This window comes from Micromonospora sp. NPDC048835 (assembly GCF_040649995.1).
Taxonomy (GTDB): Bacteria; Actinomycetota; Actinomycetes; order Mycobacteriales; family Micromonosporaceae; genus Micromonospora.
Genome location: NZ_JBEZGM010000015.1, coordinates 14664 through 38862 on the forward strand (window position 1 = coordinate 14664; position 24199 = coordinate 38862).

Below are 24199 nucleotides of genomic sequence, written 5' to 3' on the forward strand. Positions count from 1 at the left end.
GGTCGTCGGTGGCGTCTCACCCTGCGTCCGCACTCAGACCCGAGGTGGACGCAACCAGGAGGTGGCGTGGTTCGGCATGAGGACGACGAAGAGTTCCGGCTGTTCGTCAAACGACAGTGGGGGTCGCTGCTCCGAACGGCCTACCTGCTGACCGGTGACCGGGGAACAGCCGAGGACCTGACGCAGTCGGCGTTGGAGAAGACCCATCGGCGCTGGGGTCGGGTGCTGCGCAGGGACGCGCCCGAGGTCTACGTACGCCGGGCGATGGTCAACACGGCGATCTCCTGGCGGCGTCGACGGCGGCCGTTGGAGGTGCCACTGCTGACCGGCGACAGTCAGCCGACGCATGACGCGTACGTGCAGGTGGAGCAGCGGCAACTACTCCTCGCCGCACTCCGGCGATTACCGCCTCGGACACAGGCGGTGCTGGTGCTGCGCTACTTCGAGGATCTCAGCGAGGTGGACACCGCGAAGGTTCTCGGCTGCTCGGTCGGTGCGGTGAAGAGCCAGGCGTCACGCGGGTTGGCCCGGCTGCGCAGCGACTTCGCCGCCCCACCCGCCGCTCAGTCCCCGGTACGGCTCGAGGAGGAACTGGCATGACCGGAAGCTTCGCCAATTCGACGCTCAGTCCGGCGCTACGGCAGGCCGCCGACGGCGTCGACGTACCCGAGGATCCCTGGCCCGGGTTCGCCCGCCGGGAGCGACGGCACCAGCGGACGCGGCTGATCCGCGCGGCGTTGGCCGCCGCGGTCGGGGTCGCGCTCGTCGGGGTCCAGACCAACGTGGTTCCGTTGCCCGGATGGGCACCGGGCATCGCGGTCGCCGCCACTCCCACGGCGCTGCTCGACGGGCCACCGCGGGGTGCGCTGGCCGGAGATCGGGCCTGGCTGGACACCTTGCGGGCGCGGATCGACGCCGACCCGCCGGTGCGGATCGACGCACCGGTGGGGGCCTGGAAGGTCGGCGACCGAGACCGGATCCGGCTGATCTACGGCAGTGACCTGCCGGGACACCGGGTCGCTCTGGTCGCGGTGCCGCTGCGGTTCGGCCTGCTGACCAGACAGGCGCTGGTCTGGTACGTGGGTCCGGCCGGGGCCGGTGCCGACCAGATGCGGTCGGGCGGCTACAGCGAGGGCACCGACGACCCGGTGCTGACGTTGATGCAGGTCCACCCGGACCGGGCCGGCTTCGCGGTCGCCGTCGGTCCGGCCGAATCCACGGTGACGATCAGTGGCGACCCCCGGTACACGTCGAAGGGGACGCTCGAGTACCAGGACGTCGCCAGGGCCGACGGCGCTGGAGTCGGGTTCGCCGTCCTGCCACCCGAGGCGCTGCCGCACGAACCCGTCGTCCGGGTCAGCCGCGGCGATCGGGTGCTCTTCCAGGGCGGTCTGGGCGGCGGCCCGTACGCCGGCCTCGATCCGAGCGGGCCGGAGATGGACGCCCTGCTCACCGATGCTCGCCGACCCACCCGTGGTACGCCGCTCGACGACGCGAACCTCCGCACCTTCGTGCACACGGCACTTCAGAACAGCCGCCTCCCGGCCGTCGGCACGACGCTACGGCTGCGGTGGTCCAGCCGCGAGCACGGTCAGGCCGCCGCCCTGCTCACCGTGCAGCCGGCCGGCGGTGGGGTGATCGCGTACGCCCTGCACGGCGACGATCGGACCGGCTGGTGGACCGACCTGCGGCTGTTGCTGCCGGCCGAGGGCGTCGAACAGCGACCGATCGGCTGGCGGGTCCGGACCGAGGACGGCACTCGCCCTCCCACGGGCGAGGTGCGGGTGATCGCCCCGCCGGACGCGGCCCGCGTCACGGTGACGGTCGGAGGCGCACCGTCGGCCACCGTCGCCCTCGACGCGTCGAACGCCGGCACCACCCGGGTTCCACCGGACCAACCGGCCACCATCACCGCGTACTCCGGTGCTGGTGCTGTTCTCGGTATCACCCCGTTGCCGCCGGTGGAGACGGACCGCGATGCGGGGGGCCTGCCGGGCGACGGCCCGGCCACCCGGGTGACAGGCTGACCCAGTGACGAGCGGCCGAGTCGTCCGGGGACGGCTCGGCCGCTCGTCGGCCTCTAGGATCGACAGCCTTGACGGCGAAGACGGCGGTGGGAGCACGCGATGACGACCGGGGCAGCATCGCCGACCGACCAGCTCGCGGGCATCGCCGAGCGGGCCGAGGTCGTGCTCGTCGACTTCGACGGCCCGATCTGCCGCCTGTTCGGCAGAAAGGCCGCGCCGCGCATCGCCGCCGACCTGCGTCAACTGATCCTCAGCCGGGGCGTCGCCGTGCCCGACGAGCTGCGCGACGGGGACGACCCGCTGGATCTGTTCCGCGCGACTGCCGTGTTCGCACCCGATCTGGTCGGCGTCGTCGGTGCGGCACTCACGGCGGCGGAGGTCGAGGCGGCGGCGTCGGCGGAGGCCACGATCGGTGCCTTCGACGTGGTCGCGGCCTGCCTGGAGACCGGGCGGTCTCTCGCCATCGTCAGCGACAACTCGGCCGCCGCCATCGGCGCCTATCTCGGGCGCCGCGACCGGGCCCGCTACTTCGCCGCCGTCATCGGTCGAGGTGACCACCCCGACCTGCTGAAGCCCAACCCGGTGCCGGTGGTGCAGGCCCTGCGTGCGCTGAAGGTCGCGCCCGGTGCCGCTGTCCTGGTCGGTGACTCGACCACCGACATCGCCGCCGCCCGCGCGGCCGGTGTCGCCTGCATCGGGTACGCCAACCGGCCCGGCAAGGCCGAACGCCTCACCGCCGCCGGTGCCGACGCGATCGTGACCGACATGAGCGACCTGGCCGGCGTCCTCGCTCGTACGCGTAGGCCGGTGAGCCAACTGCCGTGGGTCGATTCCGAAGGTGGGCCGCTCATCGTGGTGCCCGCGTCGGCGCTCGGCCAGTGGGAGGGCGCGTCGGTGGACGACGACGACTCCTGGGGTGACTACGGGCGGGCCTGCCGGGTCGACGGTTACGTCGGGGTCCTGGGGGTCGGTGCCGACCAGGCGCTCGTTCTGGCCGACGAACCGGCCTCCACCACGTACCTGCCGGAGCGACGGCTCTTCGTGCGGTGGCTCTACGCGTCCTCCGAGGCGGAGGTCGTCCGCCTCCTTCCCCGGGCGCTGGACATCGCCGACTGGGAGGACGCGGGCACCTGGACGACGAGCGGGCCAGCCGAGTTGTTCGACTCCGCCTACACCGGCGACGGGCTGGAGCACACCACCCACCTGGCGGTGGACCTGCCCCGTGGCACCTACCTGATCCGCACCGCGCTCGTGCAACCGGACGAGAGCACGGCGCTGGTGCTGGTTCACCTGGTCGAGACGATGCGGTGACGGCGGACCGGGTAGAGGACCGGATGCCCGATGCTCCAGGCCGCGCCCGCGCAGACGAACTCCTTGTACCGGGCTGCGATCTTCCCGGTCAGGAGGCCCGCCCTGGCCCGGTCGTCGGCGGTGACGTACTGGATGATGCCGTCGCGGCGGCCGAGGCTGATGCACTGGTTGAAGTAGCGCAGCGGGGCCTTGGGGAACTTCGCCCGGCCGGTCAGCCGCGCGGCGATCGCGTCGGCGGCCTGCCAGGCCATCGGGATGCCCGAGGCGCAGGACATCCGCAGTGGCTTGCCGCCAGGTCCTGCGGCGATGGCGGCGTCGCCCACCGCGTACACCTCGGGGTGTGAGACCGACCGCATGGTGTCGTCGACGACGATCTGGCCGGTCTCCGCGACCGCAAGTGTCGTCGCGGCGGCGATGGGGTGCACGGAGAAGCCTGTCGTCCACACGGTCACCTGGGCCGGGATCTCCCGACCGTCGGCGGTGACCGCGCCGGTCGCCTGCACCCGAGCGATGTCGGCGTGCTCGTGCACGGTGATGCCGAGCCGGTCGCAGACACCCCGCAGGTGCTGCTGCGCCCTGCCGTTGAGCCAGTCGCCGAGACCGTCGCGTGCGGCGAGCGCGACGTCGAGGTCCGGTCGGGCCTCCGCGATCTCGGTGACCGCTTCGAGGCCGGTGAGGCCCCCGCCGACGACGAGCACGGTCCCGCCGGCCGCGAGGTGGGCGAGGCGGTCGCGCAACCGCAGCGCCGAGGGCCTGCCGGAGATGTCGTACGCGTGCGCGGTGACCCCCGGGACGCCATGGTCCGCGGCGGCGCTACCGAGGGCGTAGACGAGCGTGTCGTAGGTGATCTCGTCGGTGCCGTGGTCGCCGGCGAGCGCGACGGTCCTGCGGTCGACGTCGACCGCGGTGACCCGGGCCACCCGGGGCGTGACGCCGGTGCCGGCGTAGACCTCGCCGAGTGGACGTGGTGTGAGGTCCTGTCCGGTGGCGAGTTGGTGCATGCGGACCCGCTCGACGAAGTCCGCGTCGGCGTTGACGAGGGTGATCTCGGTGTCGTCCGGGTGCAGCCGCTTGGCGAGACGCCCGGCGGCCATGGCTCCGGCGTACCCCGCTCCGAGGACGACGATGCGGTGCTTCATGGTGGCACTCCTGTCTCGGTTGTGGTCGCCTCCTGAACCGGACAGCGACGCGATTCCTGACAGGGCGCGGGTATGAGCTGGATCACCAGACGCGGAGGATGGGTTCCTCGTGCTCGGAGGCGGCCCACTGCCGGGTGGCGCGGGCGAGCTTGTCGGGGTTGACCTGGTTGTGGATGGCGGCGACGCCCTCCGGCGTGACCACCAGGAACATCACGCCGATCACCCGGTCGTCGATCACCACGATCACCGCCGGAGCGCCGTTCGCGGTGGCGACGTGCACGGCCGGGCTGCCACCGACCAGGTCCCGTTTGACGTCGGCCGGCTTGAACAGGCCCCGCAGGAACTTCGCCACCGCGAGTGCGCCGACGATCGGCGCGGACCGGGCCGGGATCTTGCCGCCACCGTCGGCGGTGCTCGTCGCGTCATCGGTAAGCAACTCCACCAGCCGCTGGATCTCGCCGTTGTTCGCCGCCGCGAGGAACTCCGCGACGATCTTCCGGGCGGCGGCCTGGTCGACCTCCGCGCGGGCCCGTTCGGCGGTGACGTGCTGCTTGGCCCGCCGGTAGGTCTGCTGACAGTTCGACTCGGTGATGCCGAGGATCTCGGCGATCTCACCGTGCGCGTAGCCGAACGCCTCCCGCAGCACGTACACGGCGCGCTCGTTCGGCGACAACCGTTCCAGCAGGGTGAGCACCGCCATCGAGACCGACTCGCGCTGCTCGGCGGTGTCGAGCGGGCCGAGCATCCGGTCCCCGGCGAGGACCGGCTCGGGCAGCCACGTGCCCACATAGGTCTCCCGCCTGGCCCGCGCCGACGTGAGCTGGTTGAGGCACACGTTGGTGAGGACCTTCGTCAGCCACGCCTCGGGGGTCTCGACGTGTTCCCGGTCGGCGCCCTGCCAGCGCAGGAAGGTGTCCTGGACGGCGTCCTCCGCGTCGCTCGCCGAGCCCAGCAGGCGGTAGGCGATCGCCTCCAGGCGGGCCCTGGAGCGCTCGAACACCTCGACCTCGTCCGGACTGAGCGGCATGACTAGACAGTATCCAGGCGCACGGCGGCCGGTTCAGGGTTGGTTCGGGCCTGGGCGGGAGGCCCCGATCGCCACCGCGGCTGTCAGGCAGATCGCCGCAGCGGTGACGAGGGGCGGGCGGGCGCCGATGTGGACGGCTGCGGAGCCGAGCGGGATCGCCGCGACGAGCGGACCGAACATCGCGGTGTTCGCCGTTGCGGAGACCCGACCCAGCAGCGCCGACGGCGTGTGGGTCTGCACGGCGGTCACCGCCGCGACAAGGGTCCACGGCAGGCCGACGCCGGCCACCACCGCCCCGAGGACGGTGGTCGGCCACCAGGGCAGGCACCGCGCCAGGCAGCCGACCGCGAACAGTGCCGTCCCGATGACACCGACGGCGACGGGGCCTCTCGCCGCGATGAGCCGGCCGACGATCAGGCCACCGAGGACGGAACCGGCGCCCTGCGCGCTGGCCAGCACACCCAGGAACGTCGTCGGCAGACGCAGTTCGGTGACGACGACCGCGTAGATCCCGGCCGTGGTGAACCCGGACATGGCTATCGACACCGCGGCGAGCAGCACCGGCAGACCCGTCGCTCGCGCTTCGAACAGGACCACGAATCCGGTACGCGGGCCGCTGCCGCGTTCGGTGGGCCGGTCGGTGGGTGTCTGGTGCAGGCGGAGTAGCGCGTACAGGGTGGCGACCAGGATCGGCATGGCCGCGCTGAGTACGGCGACCGCGTGGCCGCCCCGCCACGCGTAGAGGCCGGCACCGGCCAGGGGAGCGACAAGCTTCATGCCCTCCTGGGCGCTGGAGCGCCACCCGTTGACGTCGCCGAGTTCGGTCGGTGCCAGCGCCGACGGCAGCAGCGCCGTCTCACCGGCGTCGATCAGCACGTAGCTGACGCCGTAGGCGCACGAGACGGCGAAGACGAGCCAGGTCTGCCCCGGCCCGCGCACCGCGAGGAGCGCCAGCAGGGCGGCCGCCAACATGAGGTTGACGGCGACGACCAGCGGCCGACGGGGCGTTCGGTCGAGCAGACCGCCGAGCCACGGGCCGGCCAGCACCGGGGCGTACACGCAGAGCCCGGCGAGGGCGGCGAGGCTGGTGGAGCCGGTGAGGTCCAGGATCCAGATGCCGGCGACCAGGGACATGGCGCTGCTGCCGAAGCCGGACAGCAGGGAGATCGCCACGAACAGGCCCGCGTTGCGACGCATGAGCACTCCGAGGTGAGTCGAGGTGACTCATATCCTTGGTCTTGAGCGGAGTGCGGGCAATGCTGTCATGCCCTGTCAACGGTCTGTTGACAGGGCGGCGTCGATCGCGGTCGCGGCGGTCCGGGCGGGTGCGGGCAGTCGCCCGTCCGCGTCGGCGAGATCCGCGGCGAGGTGCAGGGCCAACGCGTGCAGCGCCCCCGGGGTGGCGTCCAGCGCCGCGTCCACGGTGCTTTGTACCAGTGCCGCTCGCGGAAACCGGCCGTCCCAGCGCTGGTCGGCACTGATCCACCGGTCGAGGTCGGCCACCGCCGCCCGCAGCGCCGCGATCTGCGGGGGCTGCCGCAGATCGAGCTGCCGCCGCCGCGACCGCCGTGCCGCCATCAGCCGTTGTCGACGTTGCTCGGCGGCCTGCCGGCTGCCCAGGCCGAGTGCCGTCGCGATCTGCGCCCACGTGGCGCCCTCGTGTCGCGCGCGGTCGATGATCTCCAGCTCCTGCTCGTCGAGCCGGGCGCGGGCGGTGCGCACGTTCGCCAACCGGTCCAGCTCCGACGTCATCTGTCAACGTTACATTGACAGCCGACCGGCCCCGGGTGCGCGGACCATGAACACGTCCACCGGGTCCTCATCGTCGAGCGTGAACCCGTGCCGCTCGTACAGCCGTCGGGCCGGGCTGCCCCGCAGCACGTTCAGCCGGACCAGCGTGCCGTCCCGGTCGCACCGCCTCAGCAGGTCGCGCAGGATGGCCGTTCCGATGCCGCTGCCCTGAAGCTGAGGGGCCAGGTAGAAGTGCTCCAGCCAGTGGGCGTCCGCGGCGGGTCGCAGCGCCACGCAGCCGGCGAGCCCGCCGCCCACCTCGACGACCCAGGTGTACGCCGGCGCGAAACCGTCCCGCAGGCGCTGCCGCACCCGCTGTGCGTCGTACCGCCCGAGCCGTTCGAGATCGGCCCGCAGCACCACCGCCCGTAACTCGGCCACCGCCTCGACGTCCGCCATCGAGGCCGGCCGAAGCTTCCACTCCACCATGATCGAGAAGCTATCGCGGCCGACCTTCCAGCCTGCGGCGCCCGGCCTGCGGCGCCCGCCGTGGCCCTCGTCACTTGTCATCCGGAACGCTGTTCCGTATCGTTCTTAGCGGAACATCGTTCCACTTGTTTCGGTTGTCAGAGCGGGTGGCGCAGTGCCACCCCACCTTTTCCGTGGAGGAACAGCCATGCGATACCGCACCCTCGGGCGCACCGGCGTCCAGGTCAGCACCCTCGCCCTCGGCGCGATGAACTTCGGCAAACTGGGCCAGACCACCCAGAGCGACGCTACGGCGATCGTCGACGCCGCGCTGGACGCCGGGATCAACCTGATCGACACCGCCGACATGTACAGCCAGGGCGAGTCGGAGCAACTGCTCGGCAAGGCCATCGCCGGCCGCCGTGACGACATCGTGCTGGCCACCAAGGCTGGCATGCCGATGGGCGACGAGCGCAACCAGCGGGGCAGTTCGCGCCGCTGGCTGGTCACCGAGTTGGACAACAGCCTGCGCCGCCTCGGCGTCGACCACGTCGACCTCTACCAGATCCACAGGTGGGACCCGACCACCAGCGACGAGGAGACCCTTTCCGCACTCACCGACCTGCAACGGGCGGGAAAGATCCGCTACTTCGGCTCCTCGACCTTCCCCGCGTACCGCATCGTGCAGGCCGAGTGGGCCGCCCGGGAGCACCACCTGGGCCGTTACGTCACCGAGCAGCCCAGCTACTCGATCCTGCAACGAGGAATCGAGGCCCACGTCCTGCCCGTGACCGAGCAGTACGGGCTCGGTGTGCTCGCCTGGAGCCCGCTCGCCTCCGGCTGGCTCTCCGGCGCGATCCGCGCCGGCCGAGAGATCACCACCAGCCGCTCGACGCTCCTGCCCGCCCGCTTCGACCTCAGCATCCCGGCCAACCAGGCCCGGCTCGACGCCGTCGAGCAACTGGTCGCCGTCGCCGACCAGGCGGGGCTCACCCTGATCCAGCTCGCACTCGGGTTCGTCACCGCCCACCCGGCGGTGACCAGCGCGATCATCGGCCCCCGCACCATCGACCACCTGCACTCACAACTCGCCGCCGCGGACACCGTGCTCCCGGCCGACGTGCTGGACGCGATCGACGCGATCGTCGCACCCGGGGTCGACCTCGCCGCAGCCGAGAAGTTCGACACCCCGCCCGCCCTGCTCGATGCGGCGATGCGGCGTCGCTGAGCCTTCAGGTGCGGCGATCGGGACCGCTGGTCACCTAGGATGAGACCCATGAGCGCTGAGGCTGTCGGCATGCACATGCCCGCCGTTGTGACGCTCGACGACGTCGCGGCGATGAACGCCGCCGATCCGAACGGTCACCGCTACGAGACCAGCCCCGAGGGGGTCCTGTCGGTCATGCCGCCGCCCGATTCGGACCACGCCACGATCGCCAGTCGCCTGTTCGCCTGGTTGATCGTGGCGGGATGGCCCGCCGAGCAGGTGCTTCAAGCAGTCGGTGTGCGCATCTCCGGACCGGACGGTGACGGCGGCCGCAATCCCGACCTGAGTGTCTGGCGTAAGCCGCCGTCCCGCAGTGTCTGGGCTGCGGTCGCCGACGTCGTGCTCGTCGTGGAGATCGTCTCGCCGGGCTCGGAGGCGATGGACTCGGTGACCAAGGTCCGGGAATACGCGTCGGCGGGCATCCCGCAGTACTGGGTGGTCGATCGGGACGGCGCGCAGACAGTCACCCTGCACCAGTTGAGTGGGGCCGGCACCTATGAGGCGCGGGCACGGATGCCGCTGGCCTGGCTGCTCCAGACCGCCCCCGCCGACCATCTCGACTGAACGCCGGCAACGACCGGCCGGGTCCGTCGTATCGTTCCGGAATGGCGCAGCCGGTGTGGGCGAACGGTGACGTGTACGAGGCGTACGTGGGTCGGTGGAGCCGCCTGGTCGCGGTGGAGTTCCTGCGGGGGTTGGCAGTGCCGCCGGGGCGGCACTGGCTCGACGTGGGCAGCGGCACCGGGGCGCTGACCGCGACGATCCTCACCCGCACGGATCCGGTCCGGGTGACCGGCATCGACCCGTCGGAGGGTTTCGTCGCGGTCGCGCGTACCCGGGTCACCGATCCCCGGGCGACCTTCCAGGTCGGTGACGCCCGCGCGCTGCCGCTGCCCGACCGTGCCGCGGACGTGGTGGTCAGCGGGTTGACGCTCAACTTCGTGCCGGAGCCGGCACGGGCGGTGGCGGAGTTCGCCCGGGTGGTCCGGACGGCCGGGGTGGTGGCCGCGTACGTCTGGGACTACGCCGAGGGGATGGCGATGATGCGGCACTTCTGGGCCGCCGCCGCGCAACTCGACCCGGCCTCGGCCGAGCGGGACGAGGGGAACCGCACCAGCGTGTGGCAGCCCGACACGCTCCGCGCGCTGTGGGAGCGGGCCGGCTTGCGGGACGTGTCGGTGTGGCCGGTCGACGTGCCGACGACCTTCACCGACTTCGCCGACTACTGGACGCCGTTCCTCGGCGGGCAGGGCTCGGCACCGGGGTACGTCGCGACGCTTGCCGAGCCCGACCGGGCGGCGTTGCGGAAGTTGCTGGCCAGCCGGCTGCCGGTCGAGCCGGACGGGTCGATCCGGCTCACCGCACGGGCCTGGGCCGTACGCGGCACGGCGGCCGATTAGCCGCCACACCGACCCTTGTCGCAATTCGGACAAGACGGTAGAGCCCCTGGTAGAGCACGCTTGGGGCAGGTGGAGGTAGACGGGTGGCGGGCCACATCCCGATCCTCCGGACCGGCGGGGACAACATCGTCCGCACCGGTGCCCCTCTCACCAAGCCCGGCCTCGAAGCCGCGTCGCTCAACCGCGCGCCGAGCCCGGTGACCGAGCCAGAAAGGGCCCGACATGGCCGCTCCCACCGCAACCGCAGCCCTGAACGCATCCACCTTCGCGCCGGGTGAGCAGATGCTGCTGACCGTCACCTACTCGGACGCCGACACCAAACCGTTGACCGTCACCATCGTGGTCACCGACGCGCAGGGCAACAGCAGCGCGCCGGTCAAGGTCACCGCGGTCATCGACCCGCTCACCGTGACCGTCTCCGACAACTCCGGGCGTACCTGGACCCGGGTCTCCGACAACGGCTCGGTGGCCGTGTATCGGTCGGTGGCGTGATGCCCCGGGTCACCGTCCAGGTTCGCGACGCCGCCGGCAACACCGCGACGGCCGGCGTCGACTACAGCCTGGGCCAACCCGTGCTCGGCGGCTACTACCTCTCCGGCGGCGCCGACCCGACCGCCGACATGGCCGGCGGCAACTTCCGGTCGCTCACCCAGTACCGCAGCTTCGCCGACGGCTTCATCTTCCCCGGCTACAACCGGCCCTGGCTGGTCAACCTGGGTAAGGCCGACGTGCAGATGAACATGGTCCTGGAGTTGAAGAGTTACGGCGCCCCGAACTACGGGCCGCAGAGCTTCATGGTGGACGGCGTCAGCTACACCGTGCCGGCCCCGTCGATGACCATCCAGCAGCGGCCCGGCACCACCTGGCCGAGGGCGTACGGGTACAGCCAGGTGCTCAAGGGGCAGTGCGACGGGTTGTTCGCCCGCGCCCTGTCGCAGTACCGGGCGCTCGGCTTCGGGGTGAACATCCAGCTCGCCTCGGAGTTGGACACCGATCACGAGTTCGGCACCACCGAGGACGGCAAGGCGTACAGCTGGGCGGAGTCGGATGCTCGCGCGGTGCAGGCGATCAACTACATCCTGACGTGGTTCAAGGCGCGGACGCTGCCCACCGGGACGACCTTCTCGGTGGGATTGGCCGGCTTCGACCGGGAATGCTTCCAGCGCACCCACCCGGAGTCGCTGATGTCCCGCCTCGACTACCTCCAGTGGAACGCGTACGCCACCAACGCCAGCCACACCGCGCTGGCCCGGTTTCGGCGCACCAAGGACTGGGCGGTGGCGGATCTCGGCCCGGTGGCGCTGTCCCGACCCGTGATCATCGCGGAGTGGGGGGTCAGGGTCGCCGAGATTCCCAACCAGGCAGCCTGGATCGCCACCGTCCCGGCGGCGATCGCCCAGCTCAACGCCGAGCGGGGGCCACGGATCGTACGCACCAACTACTTCAACTCCGGGTGGGGCACCCTGGTGCCGAAGGCGACCGGGTTGACCGCGCTCCGCGAGGCGTACGCCAAACGGCCGTACGTCTGAGCTGACCCGGCGGCCCGGTCGGCATGCACCCGGCCGGGCCGACCGGGGAACCCTATGCTCGGATCATGGAACTGCGGATCTTCACCGAGCCCCAGCAGGGCGCCAGCTACGACCAGTTGCTCGCCGTCGCCCGCTGTGCCGAGGACGCCGGCTACGGCGCGTTCTTCCGGTCCGACCACTACCTGGTGATGGGTGACGGGAGTGGCGAACCCGGCCCCACCGACGCCTGGACCACGCTCGCCGGCCTGGCCCGGGACACCAGCCGCATCCGGCTCGGCACGCTGATGACCGCTGCCACCTTCCGGCTGCCCGGCCCGCTGGCGATCACCGTGGCGCAGGTCGACCAGATGAGCGGCGGCCGGGTGGAACTGGGCATCGGCACCGGCTGGTACGCCGAGGAGCACAGCGCGTACGGCATCGCGTTCCCGCCGCTGGGCGAGCGGTTCGACCGGCTGGAGGAGCAGCTCGCCGTCATCACCGGGCTCTGGTCCACGCCGCCCGGGGAGCGGTTCGACCACGACGGCCGGTACTACCCGGTCCGGAACTCGCCGGCCCTGCCCAAGCCCGTGCAGCAGCCGCGTCCGCCGATCCTGCTCGGCGGGACGGGCCCGAAACGCACGCCCCGGCTGGCCGCCCGCTACGCCGACGAGTTCAACCTGCCGTTCGCCTCGGTGCCGGACACCGCGGCGCAGTTCGACCGGGTCCGCGCGGCCTGCGTCGCGATCGGTCGGGACCCGGCCGACATGGTCTGGTCCAACGCCCTCGTGCTCTGCTGCGGGCGCGACGACGCCGAGGTGGCCCGGCGGGCCGCGGCCATCGGCCGCGCACCGGACGAGCTGCGGGCTAACGGCCTGGCCGGGACGCCGGGCGAGGTGCTGGACACCATCGGCCGGTACGCGGAGATCGGCAGCGAGCGGCTCTACCTCCAGGTGCTGGACCTCAGCGACCTGGAGCACCTGGAACTGGTCGCCGGTGAGGTGATGGCGAAGCTCTGAGCCGGCCGGGCGGCCCGGCGACCGACCGGCGACAACGTCGCCGGTCAGGCCCGGTGTGCGCCCGTCCTGGCCGCGCGCGGGTCGCCCAGCACGGTGTCCAGTCGCCCGTCCCGGTCGCTGTCCACATAGGTGATGTCCGGGATGCCGTCGCCGTCCACGTCGATCTGGACGACATCGGCGACGCCGTCACCGTCGAGGTCGGTGACCACCTCCACCGAGCCGTCCAGGTGGCGGGTCACGATCGACTGTGCGCCCGGGGCGCGCGGCGGCGGGCCGGGAGCCGGCACCGGCGTCGGGGCGGGTGCGGGCGCCGGCGTGGGTCGAGGGCCGGGGGTGGGCGACGGGTGGCTCGGCAACCCGTCGGCCGGCGGGGCGCTCGCCTGCTCGATGCCGGACCCGGTCGGGTCCAGCTCCTCCTCGGAGGGGAAGACGTCACCTCGTGCGGCCGGATCACGGTAGCTGCTCATGGGCGTAGGGTTCCCCGACGATGACGAGAACAACCGTGCCCGATCGACCGGTGTCCTCGGTGCCCGGTTTGGCGGAAGATGCGGGGACCGACGCCACGGTCATGAACGGGGGTCCGAGCGTGGAACTGCGCCGGAGTCGGGGCGCTCGCCTGCTCGCCCTGGTCTGCGTACTCGGTGGGGTGCTCCTGTTGGTCTATCCCAGCGACGGCGCCCTGCTACGGACGATCATCGCGGTGGGGGCGATCGCGCTCGGCGCGCTGGCGCTCGTCAGCGCGCTGCGCCCGTTCCGATTCGGGATCCACCCCGACGGCCTCAGCATCCGGCGGCCCGGCCTGCGCCGAGAGATCCGGTGGGCGGAGATCGGCGTGCTGGTCCTCGACGAGCCGCCCCGGCGCGACGGCCATCCGGAGCCGCCGCGACTGCTGCTGGTGCCCGCACCGGGTGTGACGTTCGAACCGGCGACCGCCCGCCATCCGCTCGACGGTCGACCCGCCATCGAGCTGCTCGTCCTCGACCAGGTTCGGGACCAGCCCGAGCAGGTGGCCGCCGCGCTCACCCACCACGCCGGAGACCGATTCGTCGACCTGCTCGCGCTGCGTCGCAGCGCCTTCGACGCCCCGGACCTCCCGGTCGGCCTGCGCGGCTACCAGATGGACCGGGTCGACGGCTTGATCCGACGCGGCCAGGACGCCCTGTTGTCCGGGGACGCGTCGACGCGGCAGGCCGCCCGGGGGGAGATCGAACGCGCCACCACGGCCGGCCTGCCGATCGCCCAGCGTGGCTACCACACCCTTCAGGCGGATACGGTTCTGAACGCCCTCGTCGCCGCGTTGGCCGACCAGCAGACCACCGATCGGGAGGCCGCCACATGACCCCGCAGGGACCGCAGGACGCCTCGAGCACCGACGTTCCGCGCCGCAACTGGGCCGGCAACGTGCGGTACGCCGCGAAGGCGTTCCACCGGCCCACCTCCGTCGACGAGCTGCGCCGGCTCGTCGCCGGCAGCAGCCGCATCCGGGCGGTGGGCAGCGGGCACTCCTTCAACCGTCTCGGCGACACCGACGGCGACCTGGTCAGCCTCGCCGGGCTGCCCCCGGTCGTCGAGGTGGACCACGAGCGCGGGCAGGTCACCGTGAGCGGCGCGATGCGCTACGGCGACCTCGCCCGACAGCTGCACACCCAGGGGTACGCGCTGGCCAACCTCGCCTCGCTGCCGCACATCTCGGTGGCCGGCGCGGTGGCCACCGCCACCCACGGCTCCGGCCAGACCCACGGCAACCTGGCCAGCGCGGTCGCCGGCCTGGAGCTGGTCACCGCCGACGGCGACCTGCTGCGGGTCGACCGCGACACCGACACGTTCGCCGGCATGGTGGTGGGGCTCGGCGCGCTCGGCCTGGTCACCCGGGTCACCCTCGACGTCGTACCGACCTTCGCGCTGCGCCAGTACGTACGCCTCGGCCTGGACCGGACGGCGCTGGACGAGGCGCTCGGCTCGGCGTACAGCGTGAGCGTCTTCACCGACTTCCGGACGCCCCGGCTGCGCGAGGTGTGGCGCAAGCAGGTGGCCGACGAGCCGCCACCCCCGGCGGACTGGCTGGGCACCACCGCCGCTGACCAGCCCCGGCACCCGGTGCTCGGGATGCCCGCGGAGAACTGCACCCCGCAGCTCGGCGAACCGGGCCCCTGGCACGAGCGGCTGCCGCACTTCAAGCTCGGCTTCACCCCGAGCAGCGGTGACGAACTCCAGTCCGAGTACCACGTCGCGCGGCCGGCGGCGGTCGACGCCCTCGCCGCGCTCGACGACGTGGCGGAGCTGATCGCCCCGGTGCTGCTGGTGTCCGAGCTGCGGACGGTGGCGGCCGACGAGCTGTGGCTCAGCCCCAACTACCGGCGAGACAGCTTCGTGCTGCACTTCACCTGGATCGACGACACCGAGGCGGTGCTGCCCGTGGTGGCCGCCGTGGAGGAGCGCCTGGCGCCCTTCGCGCCCCGCCCACACTGGGGCAAGGTCTTCGTCACCGACCCGGTCGAGCTGTCCGCCCGCTACCCGCGCTACGCCGACTTCGCCGCCCTCCTGGCCCACCTGGACCCGAAGGGCACGTTCCGCACCGAGGCCATGGACCGCTACTTCCCCCGCTGATCCAATCTCGTGCCATAGCGCGCTGGCATGGGGCGGATGGGATTGGTGGGGTGGAGCCTCGCCGGCAGACACTCATGTTCGTCGATGAGTCTCATCGGCCGGTCCCCGTCCCGGGATCGTCGGCTCCACCCCTCGGAGCGAGACATGCAGCCCGTACCCGCCATCACCCCCGACCCGGTCGCCCACCACCCCCACCGCCCCCGCCGTGGGCTGCGGTGGGCGCTCACCCTGGCCGTGCTCGCCGCCGGGCTGGGTGCCGCGCCGGCCGCCCACGCCGCCGGGCTGGGTGCCGCGCCGGCCGCCCACGCCGCCGCCAGTCCCTACGAGCGCGGCCCGGCCCCCACCGTGGCCAGCATCGAGGCCAGCCGGGGCGCGTTCGCCATCGCCCAGAGCACCGTCGCCGCCTCCAGCGTCAGCGGTTTCCGGGGCGGAACGATCTACTACCCGACCAGCACCGCCGAGGGCACCTTCGGCGCGGTGGCGATCTCACCCGGCTACACCGCCACCCAGTCCAGCGTGACCTGGCTGGGGCCACGCCTCGCCTCCCAGGGCTTCGTGGTGATCACGATCGATACGTTGTCCCGTTACGACCAGCCGGCCAGCCGGGGCACGCAACTGCTCGCAGCACTGGACTACCTCACCAACACCAGCGGCGTGCGTACCAGGATCGACCGCAACCGGCTCGCCGTGATGGGGCACTCGATGGGCGGCGGCGGCAGCCTTTCGGCGGCGAACTCACGACCGCAGTTGCAGGCCGCGATCCCGCTGACCGGCTGGCACACCGTCAAGAACTGGTCTGGCGTACGGGTGCCGACGCTGGTGATCGGCGCGGAGAACGACTCGGTGGCCCCGGTCTCGTCGCACTCGGAACCCTTCTACACCAGCCTGCCATCCACGCTGGACAAGGCGTACCTGGAACTCAACAACGCCAGCCACTCCGCGCCCACCTCGACGAACGTGACGGTCGCCAAGTACAGCATCTCCTGGCTGAAGCGCTTCGTGGACGACGACACCCGCTACGACCAGTTCCTCTGCCCCGCACCCCCAGCCTCGGCGACCATCCAGGAGTACCGCAACACCTGCCCCCACTCCTGACCCGCAGTCCCCGCCCCACGCCACCGTCCCCGCCTCGGTTGATCATGAAGTTATTGCCACTCGGCACGGCGTGTCGGCGCCATAACTTCATGATCAACGGGGTGGAGTGCGGGAGGGGGTGGGGGTGTGCAGGGCGCTGCGTTGGACGGCACGGCTGATGTCGCTGGGGGAGACGATTCCGGTCAGGCGGCCGTCGTCGGTCACCACCAGGGCTCGGCCGTCGGCGCACGCGGTGAGCCGGGGGAGCAGGTCGTTGAGCTGTTCGCCGGGTTGGGCCAGCACCAGTTCGTCAGCCCGGCAGGCCACCTCGACAAGCGTGGTCGATGCCCGCCGCTCCGGTGGCACGCCCCGCACCCGGTCGACGGTGACCAGGCCGGTCGGCCGGCCGTCCTCGGTCAGTGGCAGCGCCGAGTGCCGGTACGCGAACAGGTAGTGGTCGACGAAATCCGCGACGGTCATCTCCGCCGATGCTGTCTGCGGCTGCGGGGTCATCACGTCGCCCACCCGGATCCCGCGCAGCGCCGTACCGGTGCGGGCCTGGCGTTCCTCCATCCCCGCCGCGCCGATCAGGAACCAGCCGATAAGCGCCAACCACAGCCCACCGAAGCCGACCCCGGACAGGAACTGCCACAGCCCCAGGCCGATCAGCAGCACACCCAGCACCCAGCCGGCCCGGGCCGCGACAACTGACGCCCGGGTCCGGTCGCCGGTGGCCTTCCAGACCGCGGCGCGCAGCAGCCGACCACCGTCCAGGGGTGCGGCGGGCAGCACGTTGAAGATGGCAAGCAGCACGTTGATGCCCGCCAGCCAGGCCACCGCCCCGAACAGCAGCCCGCCCTGCCCGGCCAGCGCGAGTACCGCCGCGATGGCGCCGAAGAACGCCCCGATCAGCAGGCTCACCAGCGGGCCGACGCCCGCGATCCGCAACTCGGCACCCGGGTCACGCGGCTCGCCCCGCAACTCGGCCACGCCGCCGAACAGCCACAGCGTGATGCCGTCGACAGTCAGCCCGTTGCGCTTGGCCACCACCGCGTGCGACACCTCGTGGGCCAGCAGGCCGACGAAGAAGACCACCGCCGCCGCCAGCCCGGCAAGGGTGTACGCCACCGGCGAGCGGTCCGGGTACGAACGGGGAAACTGGTTCGCGGCCAACCCCCACGCGATCAACGCGAAGATGACCAGCACGCTCCAGTTGACGCCGACCGGCACTCCCGCGACCCGGCCAAGCCGGAAACTGGCCCTCATCCCACCGAGGTACCCCGCCAGCCTGCCGGCATGCCGAGGAATGCGCCGCTTGGTTGCGCCGCTTTGCGCCTCTTGGTCGCGCCTGCTTGGTCGGGGCCCTCGGGGTCCGACTCCGGTCCCGGTCGCGGGCCGGCGTGCGGATCTTGGGCAGTGTGGCCGGAGTCGCGGGGCCGCGGAGGCTGCGGGGCTGCGGGGCTGCGCTGGGTCGTTGCCGGATGGCTGGGTGCGGTGGTGGTGACGGGGGCCGCCTTTGTCGTGGCGCTCCGGTTTCTTGAAGTCGGGGGGTCCCGGCGGAAGGGTTACCCCGACTTCAAGGAACGCGAGTGGATCATGCGCGGGCTGGCGGGCTCGCGGGCTGGTGGGTCGGGTGGCGGATCGGGTCCGGTCAGCGGCGCGGGGCTTCGCTGGCGATGGTGGCCTCGCGGGGCAGGGCCGCCGCGCGCAGCGCCCAGTCCAGCGCGTAGTCGGCGATCTGCTCCCAGCCGGGCTGTCCGACGGTGAAGTGTGATCGGCCGGGGAATTCCTCGTACGCGGTGAGGGCGCGGGACTTCTGGTAGAGCCCGGCGTTGGCGCGGACCACCGACGCCGGCACCACGTGGTCGGACTCGCCGGCCATCAGCAGCAGCGGTGCCCGGTCGTTGCGCCCGATGTCGACGCGGGCGGGTGAGCGCGGGTCGACGTTGGCGAAGGCGCCCTCGAAGAAGACCCGACCGGCACCGGGTACGGCGTAGCGCTGCCAGGCCCGGTCGGAGTCCTCGCGGCTCATCGTGTTGCCGAAGGTGTAGGCGAAGTCGTCCGGGGTGAACGGGACGGCCTTGCTGCGGTTGGCGGGGCTGCGCAGGATCGGGAAGCCCGAACGGAGCTGACTCAGCGGCACCTTGAGCACGCCCCTGATCGCCGCGGGGTGCACTCCCACCACCGCCGCGCCGAGGCCCCGGTCGGCGAGGACCTGCGCGAAGAGGCCGCCGAACGAGTGGCCCATGATGATCGGCGGTCGGGGCAACGCACGAATGATCTTGTCGTAGTGCGCGACGATGGTGGCCATGCTCTGCTCGGCGATCGGGGCGGGGTCGTCGCGCAACTGCTCCACGGACCGGTCCATGCCGGGCCAGGCGGGGGCGATGACGTGCATGCCGCGTTCGGTGTAGCGCTGGGCCCACCCCTCCCAACTGCGTGGCGTCATCCAGAGCCCGTGAATCAGCACGACCGTGTCGACCTGACCCTGCGGCGTGGCACCCATCGCGTCCTCCCGGTGTCGCGGTGTCCGGCCGAGCGGTTACCCGCTGCCGCGCCGGGAATTCCTCCGCCGCTTGCTCGACACGGCGATGCGCGCTCGGGCCGGACATGGCAGTGAGCGCGATGACTCAGGGGCATCGTGATGACTCAGGGACATCACGCTCGTCGCGGTGTTTGGGCGCACGGAGGTCACTCTCCGTGACACCTGGCCCCTGACAAATGTCACGGTCGGGGCGTGACGACCGCTCCGGGCATCGGGGTACGCGCCGCCGCAGCATCATGTGCATGACAAGTACGCATCCGGCTGTCGAGTTGGACGGCCTCACCAAGAGCTTCGGCGCGGTCACCGCGGTCGACGGGTTGAGCCTTCGGGTGCAGCCCGGCGAGGTGGTGGCGTTCCTCGGCCCGAACGGCGCGGGCAAGACCACCACGATCGACATGCTGCTCGGGCTGTCCCGTCCGGACACCGGCACCGTCCGCGTCCTCGGCGGCACCCCCGACGACGCGGTGGCCCGAGGTCGGGTGGCCGCCGTACTCCAGACCGGCGGGTTGCTCAAGGACCTCACCGTGGGCGAGACGGTACGGATGACCGCGTACTTCTACCGGCACACCCGCCCGGCTGCGGAGGTGTTGGAGCGGGCCGGCATCGCCGACATCGCCGACCGGGTGGTCGGGCGCTGCTCGGGGGGTCAGCAGCAGCGACTGCGTTTCGCGCTGGCTCTGCTGCCCGACCCGGACCTGATGGTGCTCGACGAACCGACCACCGGCATGGACGTGGAGGGGCGGCGGGACTTCTGGCAGGCGCTGCGCCGCGACGCCCGCCGTGGAAGGACCGTCATCTTCGCCACCCACTACCTGGACGAGGCGGACGCGTACGCCGACCGGATCGTGCTGGTCCGACAGGGGCGCATCGTCGCCGACGGCACCACCGCCGAGATCAAGAACCTGGCTGCCGGTCGTACGGTGCGGGCCACCCTGCCCGGTGCGGACCAGGCCGCGCTCGCCGCCCTGCCCGGCGTGGACGCCGTGGAGGTGCGCGGCGACAGCGTGCTGGTGCGCACCAACGACTCGGACGCGATCGCCCGGCACCTGCTGACCCGGACCGCCGCCCGGGACGTCGAGATCACCTCCCGCAACCTCGAGGACGCCTTCCTCGCCCTGACCACCACGCAGACCGGAGCCTGAGATGACCACCTCCACCGCCGTCCGCCCCGGTGTCACCGAGCCGGACCGTCGGCTGCCCGCGCTTGGCGGCTTCGCCCCCGGCGCCCTGCGCATCGAGGTGCGTCGGGTGCTGCGCAACCGCCGTACCCTCGCCTTCACGCTGATCATGCCGGGCGTCTTCTTCCTCATCTTCGGCCTGCCGCAGGGCGGGCAGTCGCTGGACAATGGTCGGCCGGTGTCGGCGTACATCATGATCAGCCTGGCGGTGTACGCGGCGATGGTGGCGACCACGAGTGTCGGCGGTGCGGTGGCCACCGAGCGGGCGCTGGGCTGGAGTCGACAACTGCGGCTCACCCCGCTGCGCCCGGCGGCCTATGTGGCCACCAAGCTGATCACCGCGATGAGCCTCGGTCTGCTCGCGGTCGTCGTCGAGTTCCTGGTGGGTGCCGTGGCAGGTGTCCGCGTCCCGGCATACGTGTGGCTGCTGTCCGGGCTGGCCGCGTGGGTCGGCTCGCTGGTCTTCGCCGCGTTCGGTCTGTTCGTCGGCTACCTCGCGCCGGCCGAGAACGTCATGCAGATCATCGGTCCGGTGCTGGCGGTGCTGGCCATGTTCGGCGGGCTGTTCGTCCCGGTCGAGGTGCTGCCGGACGTGCTCCAGCAGGTCGCGAAGTTCACCCCGGTGTACGGCATGGGGGTGCTGGCCCGCGCTCCGCTGACGGGTGACGGGGTGAGCATGGCGGCGGTGGCGAACCTCGTGGTCTGGGCGCTGCTCTTCGGTGTCGGCGCGGCCCGGCTGTTCCGCCGGGACACCGCGCGGGTCTGAGCGGCCGGGCCGCTAGCGTGAACCCGATGGACCTCTCGACCGGGCAGCCCTTGCCGGTGAGCCGCCACTGGCGGGTCACCGGCTGGCTGCTGGCCGCCGTCTGGCTGTTCTTCCTCAACGTGCCGCTTGCCACCGCACTGCACCAGCCGGAGCCGTGGCGGCGGGTCACCGGTGTGGTGGCGCTCGTCGTCTTCGGCGTCGGGTACGTGCTGCTGTTCCAGTGGGCCCGCAAGCTGCGGCAGGCCCTGCTGCCGATTCCGGCGGGCCGGGCGCGGGCCGGGCTGGCGCTGCTGCTCGCGGTGGGCCTGGCCAGCCTTCCGGGTACCGGCGGGGACTGGCTGGCCGCCCTGGTCTACGTCGCGGCGGCGGCGGTGTTCCTGCTGCCGCCGTGGGAGTCGCTTGCCGTCGTGGTGCTGTGTGCGCTGACCCCCGCGCTGACGTCCTGGCTGGTGCCGGGCTGGGAGGCCGAGCACGGCATCGTCTGGGCGGTGCTGCTCGCCTCGTTCGCGATGTTCGGGGTGTCCCGGCTGGCTCAGCGCAACAGCGAACTCCGGGCCGCCCAGCAGGAGATCGGTCGGCTCGCGGTCGCCGAGGAGCGCGCACGTGCCGCCCGCGACCTGCATGACATCCTCGGGCACTCGCTGACCGTGGTGGCGATCAAGGCCGAGTTGGCCGGGCGGCTCATCGAGGTCGACCGGGACCGGGCCGCCGTCGAGATCGCCGAGGTGGAGGCGCTGGCCCGGGCGGCGCTCGCCGACGTGCGACAGACGGTCGGGGCGTACCGCGAGGTCACTCTCGTCGCGGAGCTGGCCGGCGCCCGATCGGCGCTGGCCGCGGCGGGCATCGCGGCGGACCTGCCGGCCGAGGTGCCGGACCTGCCGGAGGAGTGGGACGCACTGTTCGGCTGGGCGGTGCGGGAAGGGGTGACGAACGTGGTCCGGCACAGCGGGGCTCGGTGCTGCGTGATCCGGGTGCACCCGGATCGGATCGAGATCGGTGACGACGGCCGGGGGCCGTCCACTCCCGACCCGAAGGGAAACGGGCTGGTCGGCCTGCGGGAGCGGGCGCGGCGGCTGGACGCGGTGGTGACCGTCGGGCGGCGGCCGGAAGGTGCCGGCTTCCTGTTGCGGGTGCACGCGCCGGGGGAGGCCCGGTGAGCGGCGGGTCCACGCCGATCCGGCTGCTGCTCGCCGACGACCAGGCGCTGGTCCGGGGTGCGCTGGCCGCCCTGCTCTCGCTCGAGGAGGACCTGACCGTGGTCGCCGAGGTCGGCCGGGGTGACGAGGTGGTGCCGGAGGCCCGCCGCAGCGCACCCGACGTCGCCCTGCTTGACGTGGAGATGCCCGGTCTGGACGGCATCGCCGCCACCGCGGCGTTGCGGGCCGCGCTGCCGACCTGCCGGGTGCTCGTGGTGACCACCTTCGGTCGACCCGGTTACCTGCGCCGGGCGATGGAGGCCGGCGCGAGCGGCTTCGTGGTCAAGGACACCCCGGCCCGGCAACTCGCGGACGCGGTCCGCCGGGTGTACGCGGGCCTGCGGGTGGTCGACCCGACGCTTGCCGCGGAGACGCTGGCTGCCGGGACCAGCCCGTTGACCGAGCGGGAGACCGAGGTGCTGCGGACCGCACGCGGCGGTGGCACCGTCGCCGACCTGGCCAGGGCGCTGCACCTGTCCGAGGGGACGGTACGCAACCACCTGTCGGCGGCGATCGGCAAGACCGATGCCCGTAACCGGGCCGACGCGATCCGGGTCGCGGAGCAGAACGGCTGGCTGCTCGGCGAGTGACCGGCGAGCCGGCGCTCAGGCGGTCGGTGGTGGCTCGGTCAGTTGGTCGACGACGACGACGCTGCTGCCGGGGCGGACCTCGGCGAGCAGTTCCCGCTGACCGCTGCGGGTCAGCCGGATGCAGCCGTTCGTGGTGTTCTCGCCCAGCTCGTCGTCGTGCTGCCAGGTGTGCACCCCGATGTGCGCGCCGCGCAGCCCGGACGGCACGGACTCCGGGTCGTCGGGCACCGATCCGAGGGCGTAGATGTCCACCCCGCCGTAGACCTCCTCCGGCGGTGGGGTGCGACCCAGGACGAAGGTCCGACCCAGTGGGGTCTCCTGGCCGGACTGGCCGAGGCTGACCTCCCAGGAGCGCACCGCCCTGCCGGCCCGGTACCAGGTGAGCCGGTGGACCTTGCGTTCCACCACGATCTGGTCGCGCAGCGGCACCGTGTCGAACCCGCCGGGCGGCAGCCAGGCGAGTCGGCGGTTGGCCGAGGGCAGCAGGACGGCCGTCCAGCCGGCGCGTCGCTCGGCGATCGGCATGGTCAGTTCGACACCGCGGATCGTCGGTTCGAGGAAGGCGCGCGGACGACCGCCGGGCGCGTCGTACGCGGCGATCCGTCTGGTCGGGTGCGCGCCGTCGGTGAGCGGTGTGACGTCCATGGTGGCCGGATCGGCCGGGAACCCGCCGGGTGCGGGGTCGTAGTCGACCACCGGCAGCCCGTCCGGGGCGGGCGCGGCCGGCGGGATCGACTCCTCCGGGCTCTGCTCCACGCTGCTCGGCGTCGGGTCGGCCACCGCCACGTCGCGGTCGTCGGGGGCCGTCGAGCTGGGGGTGAGGGCCTGGCCGACGAGCAGCGCGGTCACCAGCAGCGCGGGTACGCCGATGGCGGCGGCCACCCAGACACCGCGACGGCGGTACGGATTCTTTCGGTCAAACGGCACGAAACCACTCTATGGTGGCGGATGCTTCGGGACCCCCGGTTCGGCGAGACCCGCCGTCCGGAGGCCCCGATCGCGTCAGACCCGAGCGCCGATGTGGATGGCCACGGCGTCGTGCGCCGGCACGTTCGCGGCGAACCAGCCGTTACCGTCCACCGTGATCAGCACTCGCTGGCGACCGAGGGCCAGTTCCACTCGAAGAGCTGGACGATGACCTTCTTGCCGCCCGGCGGGGCGGCGACGGCCGGGGTTGCCGGCACGGTGGTGGGCACGAGCAGGCTGGCGATCAGGCCGAGGGTGAGGAGCGCCGAGCCGCGTCGTCGGTGCATGGGGACTCCTGACGGGAGCGGGGGTGGTGGTGCGGTGGGCGAGTGCAACGCACGGCTGTGCCCCTCGGTTCGATTCCGGCCAAGAATTTTTTCGTC

General features: G+C 72.2%; 26 protein-coding genes. 16 read left to right on the plus strand and 10 right to left on the minus strand.

Features of this window, described 5'->3' with window-relative positions; translation table 11 throughout:
• The first annotated feature begins 66 nt into the window (after positions 1–66).
• From AB0C15_RS19165 to AB0C15_RS19175, 3 genes are all read left to right on the plus strand, one after another.
• Positions 67–600 (plus strand): SigE family RNA polymerase sigma factor, encoded by a 534-nt coding sequence (locus AB0C15_RS19165; RefSeq protein ID WP_357353664.1) that lies wholly within the window; start codon positions 67–69, stop codon positions 598–600.
• Complete coding sequence (locus AB0C15_RS19170) at positions 597–2027, plus strand: hypothetical protein (protein WP_357353665.1); 1431 nt, start codon at positions 597–599, stop codon at positions 2025–2027. Before AB0C15_RS19165 ends, AB0C15_RS19170 begins: the two co-directional genes overlap by 4 nt.
• A gap of 99 nt (positions 2028–2126) precedes the next feature.
• Positions 2127–3338: an Imm21 family immunity protein gene (locus tag AB0C15_RS19175; RefSeq protein WP_357353667.1), complete on the plus strand. Its 1212-nt coding sequence runs from the start codon at positions 2127–2129 to the stop codon at positions 3336–3338.
• On the opposite strand, the gene AB0C15_RS19180 is transcribed toward AB0C15_RS19175, so the two are convergent.
• The 5 genes from AB0C15_RS19180 to AB0C15_RS19200 form a co-directional block, all read right to left on the minus strand.
• Positions 3314–4477, minus strand: a complete 1164-nt coding sequence (locus AB0C15_RS19180; protein ID WP_357353669.1) for an FAD-dependent oxidoreductase — start codon at positions 4475–4477, stop codon at positions 3314–3316. The two genes, AB0C15_RS19175 and AB0C15_RS19180, sit on opposite strands and share 25 nt — an antisense overlap.
• 82 nt (positions 4478–4559) lie before the next feature.
• A complete protein-coding gene (locus AB0C15_RS19185) occupies positions 4560–5504 on the minus strand; it encodes an RNA polymerase sigma-70 factor (protein WP_357353671.1) in 945 nt (314 codons plus the stop codon).
• Positions 5505–5537: 33 nt separating this feature from the next.
• A complete protein-coding gene (locus AB0C15_RS19190) occupies positions 5538–6701 on the minus strand; it encodes an MFS transporter (protein WP_357353673.1) in 1164 nt (387 codons plus the stop codon).
• A 75-nt stretch (positions 6702–6776) separates the two neighbouring features.
• On the minus strand, positions 6777–7256 hold the full coding sequence (locus tag AB0C15_RS19195) for a hypothetical protein (RefSeq protein WP_357353675.1): 480 nt from the start codon (positions 7254–7256) through the stop codon (positions 6777–6779).
• A 9-nt stretch (positions 7257–7265) separates the two neighbouring features.
• Complete coding sequence (locus AB0C15_RS19200; RefSeq protein ID WP_357353677.1) at positions 7266–7724, minus strand: GNAT family N-acetyltransferase; 459 nt, start codon at positions 7722–7724, stop codon at positions 7266–7268.
• Between the two features lie 187 nt (positions 7725–7911).
• On the opposite strand from AB0C15_RS19200, the gene AB0C15_RS19205 reads away from it, so the two are divergent.
• From AB0C15_RS19205 to AB0C15_RS19230, 6 genes are all read left to right on the plus strand, one after another.
• Complete coding sequence (locus tag AB0C15_RS19205) at positions 7912–8931, plus strand: aldo/keto reductase (protein ID WP_357353679.1); 1020 nt, start codon at positions 7912–7914, stop codon at positions 8929–8931.
• Positions 8932–8979: 48 nt separating this feature from the next.
• Positions 8980–9534: a Uma2 family endonuclease gene (locus AB0C15_RS19210; protein ID WP_357353681.1), complete on the plus strand. Its 555-nt coding sequence runs from the start codon at positions 8980–8982 to the stop codon at positions 9532–9534.
• A 41-nt stretch (positions 9535–9575) separates the two neighbouring features.
• Positions 9576–10370: a class I SAM-dependent methyltransferase gene (locus tag AB0C15_RS19215; protein ID WP_357353683.1), complete on the plus strand. Its 795-nt coding sequence runs from the start codon at positions 9576–9578 to the stop codon at positions 10368–10370.
• 222 nt (positions 10371–10592) lie between these two features.
• Positions 10593–10862 carry a hypothetical protein gene (locus AB0C15_RS19220; protein WP_357353685.1) on the plus strand — a complete coding sequence of 90 codons (270 nt, stop codon included), beginning with the start codon at positions 10593–10595 and terminating at the stop codon, positions 10860–10862.
• A complete protein-coding gene (locus AB0C15_RS19225) occupies positions 10862–11899 on the plus strand; it encodes a hypothetical protein (protein ID WP_357353687.1) in 1038 nt (345 codons plus the stop codon). The genes AB0C15_RS19220 and AB0C15_RS19225 overlap by 1 nt, the downstream gene beginning before the upstream one ends.
• 65 nt (positions 11900–11964) lie before the next feature.
• Positions 11965–12894: an LLM class F420-dependent oxidoreductase gene (locus AB0C15_RS19230; RefSeq protein WP_357353689.1), complete on the plus strand. Its 930-nt coding sequence runs from the start codon at positions 11965–11967 to the stop codon at positions 12892–12894.
• A gap of 44 nt (positions 12895–12938) precedes the next feature.
• Here AB0C15_RS19230 and AB0C15_RS19235 read toward each other — a convergent pair whose 3' ends face one another.
• Complete coding sequence (locus tag AB0C15_RS19235; protein ID WP_357353691.1) at positions 12939–13361, minus strand: hypothetical protein; 423 nt, start codon at positions 13359–13361, stop codon at positions 12939–12941.
• Positions 13362–13462: 101 nt separating this feature from the next.
• Between AB0C15_RS19235 and AB0C15_RS19240 the strand changes: the two genes are divergently transcribed.
• The 3 genes from AB0C15_RS19240 (at position 13463) to AB0C15_RS19250 (ending at position 16596) form a co-directional block, all read left to right on the plus strand.
• A complete protein-coding gene (locus AB0C15_RS19240) occupies positions 13463–14233 on the plus strand; it encodes a hypothetical protein (RefSeq protein WP_357353693.1) in 771 nt (256 codons plus the stop codon).
• Complete coding sequence (locus AB0C15_RS19245) at positions 14230–15501, plus strand: FAD-binding protein (protein ID WP_357353695.1); 1272 nt, start codon at positions 14230–14232, stop codon at positions 15499–15501. The genes AB0C15_RS19240 and AB0C15_RS19245 overlap by 4 nt, the downstream gene beginning before the upstream one ends.
• A 144-nt stretch (positions 15502–15645) precedes the next feature.
• Positions 15646–16596, plus strand: a complete 951-nt coding sequence (locus tag AB0C15_RS19250) for an alpha/beta hydrolase (protein ID WP_357353697.1) — start codon at positions 15646–15648, stop codon at positions 16594–16596.
• Between the two features lie 93 nt (positions 16597–16689).
• Here the strand turns inward: AB0C15_RS19250 and AB0C15_RS19255 are convergent, their stop codons facing one another.
• Together AB0C15_RS19255 and AB0C15_RS19260 are read right to left on the minus strand one after the other, a co-directional pair.
• Entirely contained in the window at positions 16690–17841 is a 1152-nt protein-coding gene (locus AB0C15_RS19255) for a site-2 protease family protein (protein WP_357353698.1), read from the minus strand.
• A gap of 385 nt (positions 17842–18226) precedes the next feature.
• A complete protein-coding gene (locus AB0C15_RS19260) occupies positions 18227–19081 on the minus strand; it encodes an alpha/beta fold hydrolase (protein ID WP_357353700.1) in 855 nt (284 codons plus the stop codon).
• 281 nt (positions 19082–19362) lie between these two features.
• Between AB0C15_RS19260 and AB0C15_RS19265 the strand changes: the two genes are divergently transcribed.
• Genes AB0C15_RS19265 through AB0C15_RS19280 form a run of 4 tightly spaced genes read left to right on the plus strand, consistent with a single transcriptional unit; the run spans position 19363 to position 22850 of the window.
• Positions 19363–20262, plus strand: coding sequence for an ABC transporter ATP-binding protein (locus AB0C15_RS19265; protein ID WP_357353702.1), 900 nt, complete (start codon positions 19363–19365; stop codon positions 20260–20262).
• Between the two features lies 1 nt (position 20263).
• The gene (locus AB0C15_RS19270) at positions 20264–21064 is read left to right on the plus strand and encodes an ABC transporter permease (RefSeq protein WP_357353704.1); all 801 of its coding nucleotides are present in this window, start codon (positions 20264–20266) and stop codon (positions 21062–21064) included.
• Positions 21065–21090: 26 nt separating this feature from the next.
• A complete protein-coding gene (locus AB0C15_RS19275) occupies positions 21091–22221 on the plus strand; it encodes a histidine kinase (protein ID WP_357353707.1) in 1131 nt (376 codons plus the stop codon).
• A complete protein-coding gene (locus tag AB0C15_RS19280; protein ID WP_357353709.1) occupies positions 22218–22850 on the plus strand; it encodes a response regulator transcription factor in 633 nt (210 codons plus the stop codon). The genes AB0C15_RS19275 and AB0C15_RS19280 overlap by 4 nt, the downstream gene beginning before the upstream one ends.
• 15 nt (positions 22851–22865) lie before the next feature.
• Here the strand turns inward: AB0C15_RS19280 and AB0C15_RS19285 are convergent, their stop codons facing one another.
• On the minus strand, positions 22866–23777 hold the full coding sequence (locus tag AB0C15_RS19285) for a L,D-transpeptidase (protein ID WP_357353711.1): 912 nt from the start codon (positions 23775–23777) through the stop codon (positions 22866–22868).
• A 158-nt stretch (positions 23778–23935) separates the two neighbouring features.
• Positions 23936–24103, minus strand: a complete 168-nt coding sequence (locus tag AB0C15_RS19290; RefSeq protein WP_357353713.1) for a hypothetical protein — start codon at positions 24101–24103, stop codon at positions 23936–23938.
• Positions 24104–24199: the final 96 nt, after the last annotated feature.

Excerpts from the sequence above, each read along its gene's own strand:
- AB0C15_RS19170 (WP_357353665.1), top strand. The coding sequence starts at position 597 with ATGACCGGAAGCTTCGCCAATTCGACGCTCAGTCCGGCGCTACGGCAG.
- AB0C15_RS19175 (WP_357353667.1), top strand. The coding sequence starts at position 2,127 with ATGACGACCGGGGCAGCATCGCCGACCGACCAGCTCGCGGGCATCGCC.
- AB0C15_RS19180 (WP_357353669.1), bottom strand. The coding sequence starts at position 4,477 with ATGAAGCACCGCATCGTCGTCCTCGGAGCGGGGTACGCCGGAGCCATG.
- AB0C15_RS19185 (WP_357353671.1), bottom strand. The coding sequence starts at position 5,504 with ATGCCGCTCAGTCCGGACGAGGTCGAGGTGTTCGAGCGCTCCAGGGCC.
- AB0C15_RS19190 (WP_357353673.1), bottom strand. The coding sequence starts at position 6,701 with ATGCGTCGCAACGCGGGCCTGTTCGTGGCGATCTCCCTGCTGTCCGGC.
- AB0C15_RS19195 (WP_357353675.1), bottom strand. The coding sequence starts at position 7,256 with ATGACGTCGGAGCTGGACCGGTTGGCGAACGTGCGCACCGCCCGCGCC.
- AB0C15_RS19200 (WP_357353677.1), bottom strand. The coding sequence starts at position 7,724 with ATGGTGGAGTGGAAGCTTCGGCCGGCCTCGATGGCGGACGTCGAGGCG.
- AB0C15_RS19205 (WP_357353679.1), top strand. The coding sequence starts at position 7,912 with ATGCGATACCGCACCCTCGGGCGCACCGGCGTCCAGGTCAGCACCCTC.
- AB0C15_RS19210 (WP_357353681.1), top strand. The coding sequence starts at position 8,980 with ATGAGCGCTGAGGCTGTCGGCATGCACATGCCCGCCGTTGTGACGCTC.
- AB0C15_RS19215 (WP_357353683.1), top strand. The coding sequence starts at position 9,576 with ATGGCGCAGCCGGTGTGGGCGAACGGTGACGTGTACGAGGCGTACGTG.
- AB0C15_RS19220 (WP_357353685.1), top strand. The coding sequence starts at position 10,593 with ATGGCCGCTCCCACCGCAACCGCAGCCCTGAACGCATCCACCTTCGCG.
- AB0C15_RS19225 (WP_357353687.1), top strand. The coding sequence starts at position 10,862 with ATGCCCCGGGTCACCGTCCAGGTTCGCGACGCCGCCGGCAACACCGCG.
- AB0C15_RS19230 (WP_357353689.1), top strand. The coding sequence starts at position 11,965 with ATGGAACTGCGGATCTTCACCGAGCCCCAGCAGGGCGCCAGCTACGAC.
- AB0C15_RS19235 (WP_357353691.1), bottom strand. The coding sequence starts at position 13,361 with ATGAGCAGCTACCGTGATCCGGCCGCACGAGGTGACGTCTTCCCCTCC.
- AB0C15_RS19240 (WP_357353693.1), top strand. The coding sequence starts at position 13,463 with ATGAACGGGGGTCCGAGCGTGGAACTGCGCCGGAGTCGGGGCGCTCGC.
- AB0C15_RS19245 (WP_357353695.1), top strand. The coding sequence starts at position 14,230 with ATGACCCCGCAGGGACCGCAGGACGCCTCGAGCACCGACGTTCCGCGC.
- AB0C15_RS19250 (WP_357353697.1), top strand. The coding sequence starts at position 15,646 with ATGCAGCCCGTACCCGCCATCACCCCCGACCCGGTCGCCCACCACCCC.
- AB0C15_RS19255 (WP_357353698.1), bottom strand. The coding sequence starts at position 17,841 with ATGAGGGCCAGTTTCCGGCTTGGCCGGGTCGCGGGAGTGCCGGTCGGC.
- AB0C15_RS19260 (WP_357353700.1), bottom strand. The coding sequence starts at position 19,081 with ATGGGTGCCACGCCGCAGGGTCAGGTCGACACGGTCGTGCTGATTCAC.
- AB0C15_RS19265 (WP_357353702.1), top strand. The coding sequence starts at position 19,363 with ATGACAAGTACGCATCCGGCTGTCGAGTTGGACGGCCTCACCAAGAGC.
- AB0C15_RS19270 (WP_357353704.1), top strand. The coding sequence starts at position 20,264 with ATGACCACCTCCACCGCCGTCCGCCCCGGTGTCACCGAGCCGGACCGT.
- AB0C15_RS19275 (WP_357353707.1), top strand. The coding sequence starts at position 21,091 with ATGGACCTCTCGACCGGGCAGCCCTTGCCGGTGAGCCGCCACTGGCGG.
- AB0C15_RS19290 (WP_357353713.1), bottom strand. The coding sequence starts at position 24,103 with ATGCACCGACGACGCGGCTCGGCGCTCCTCACCCTCGGCCTGATCGCC.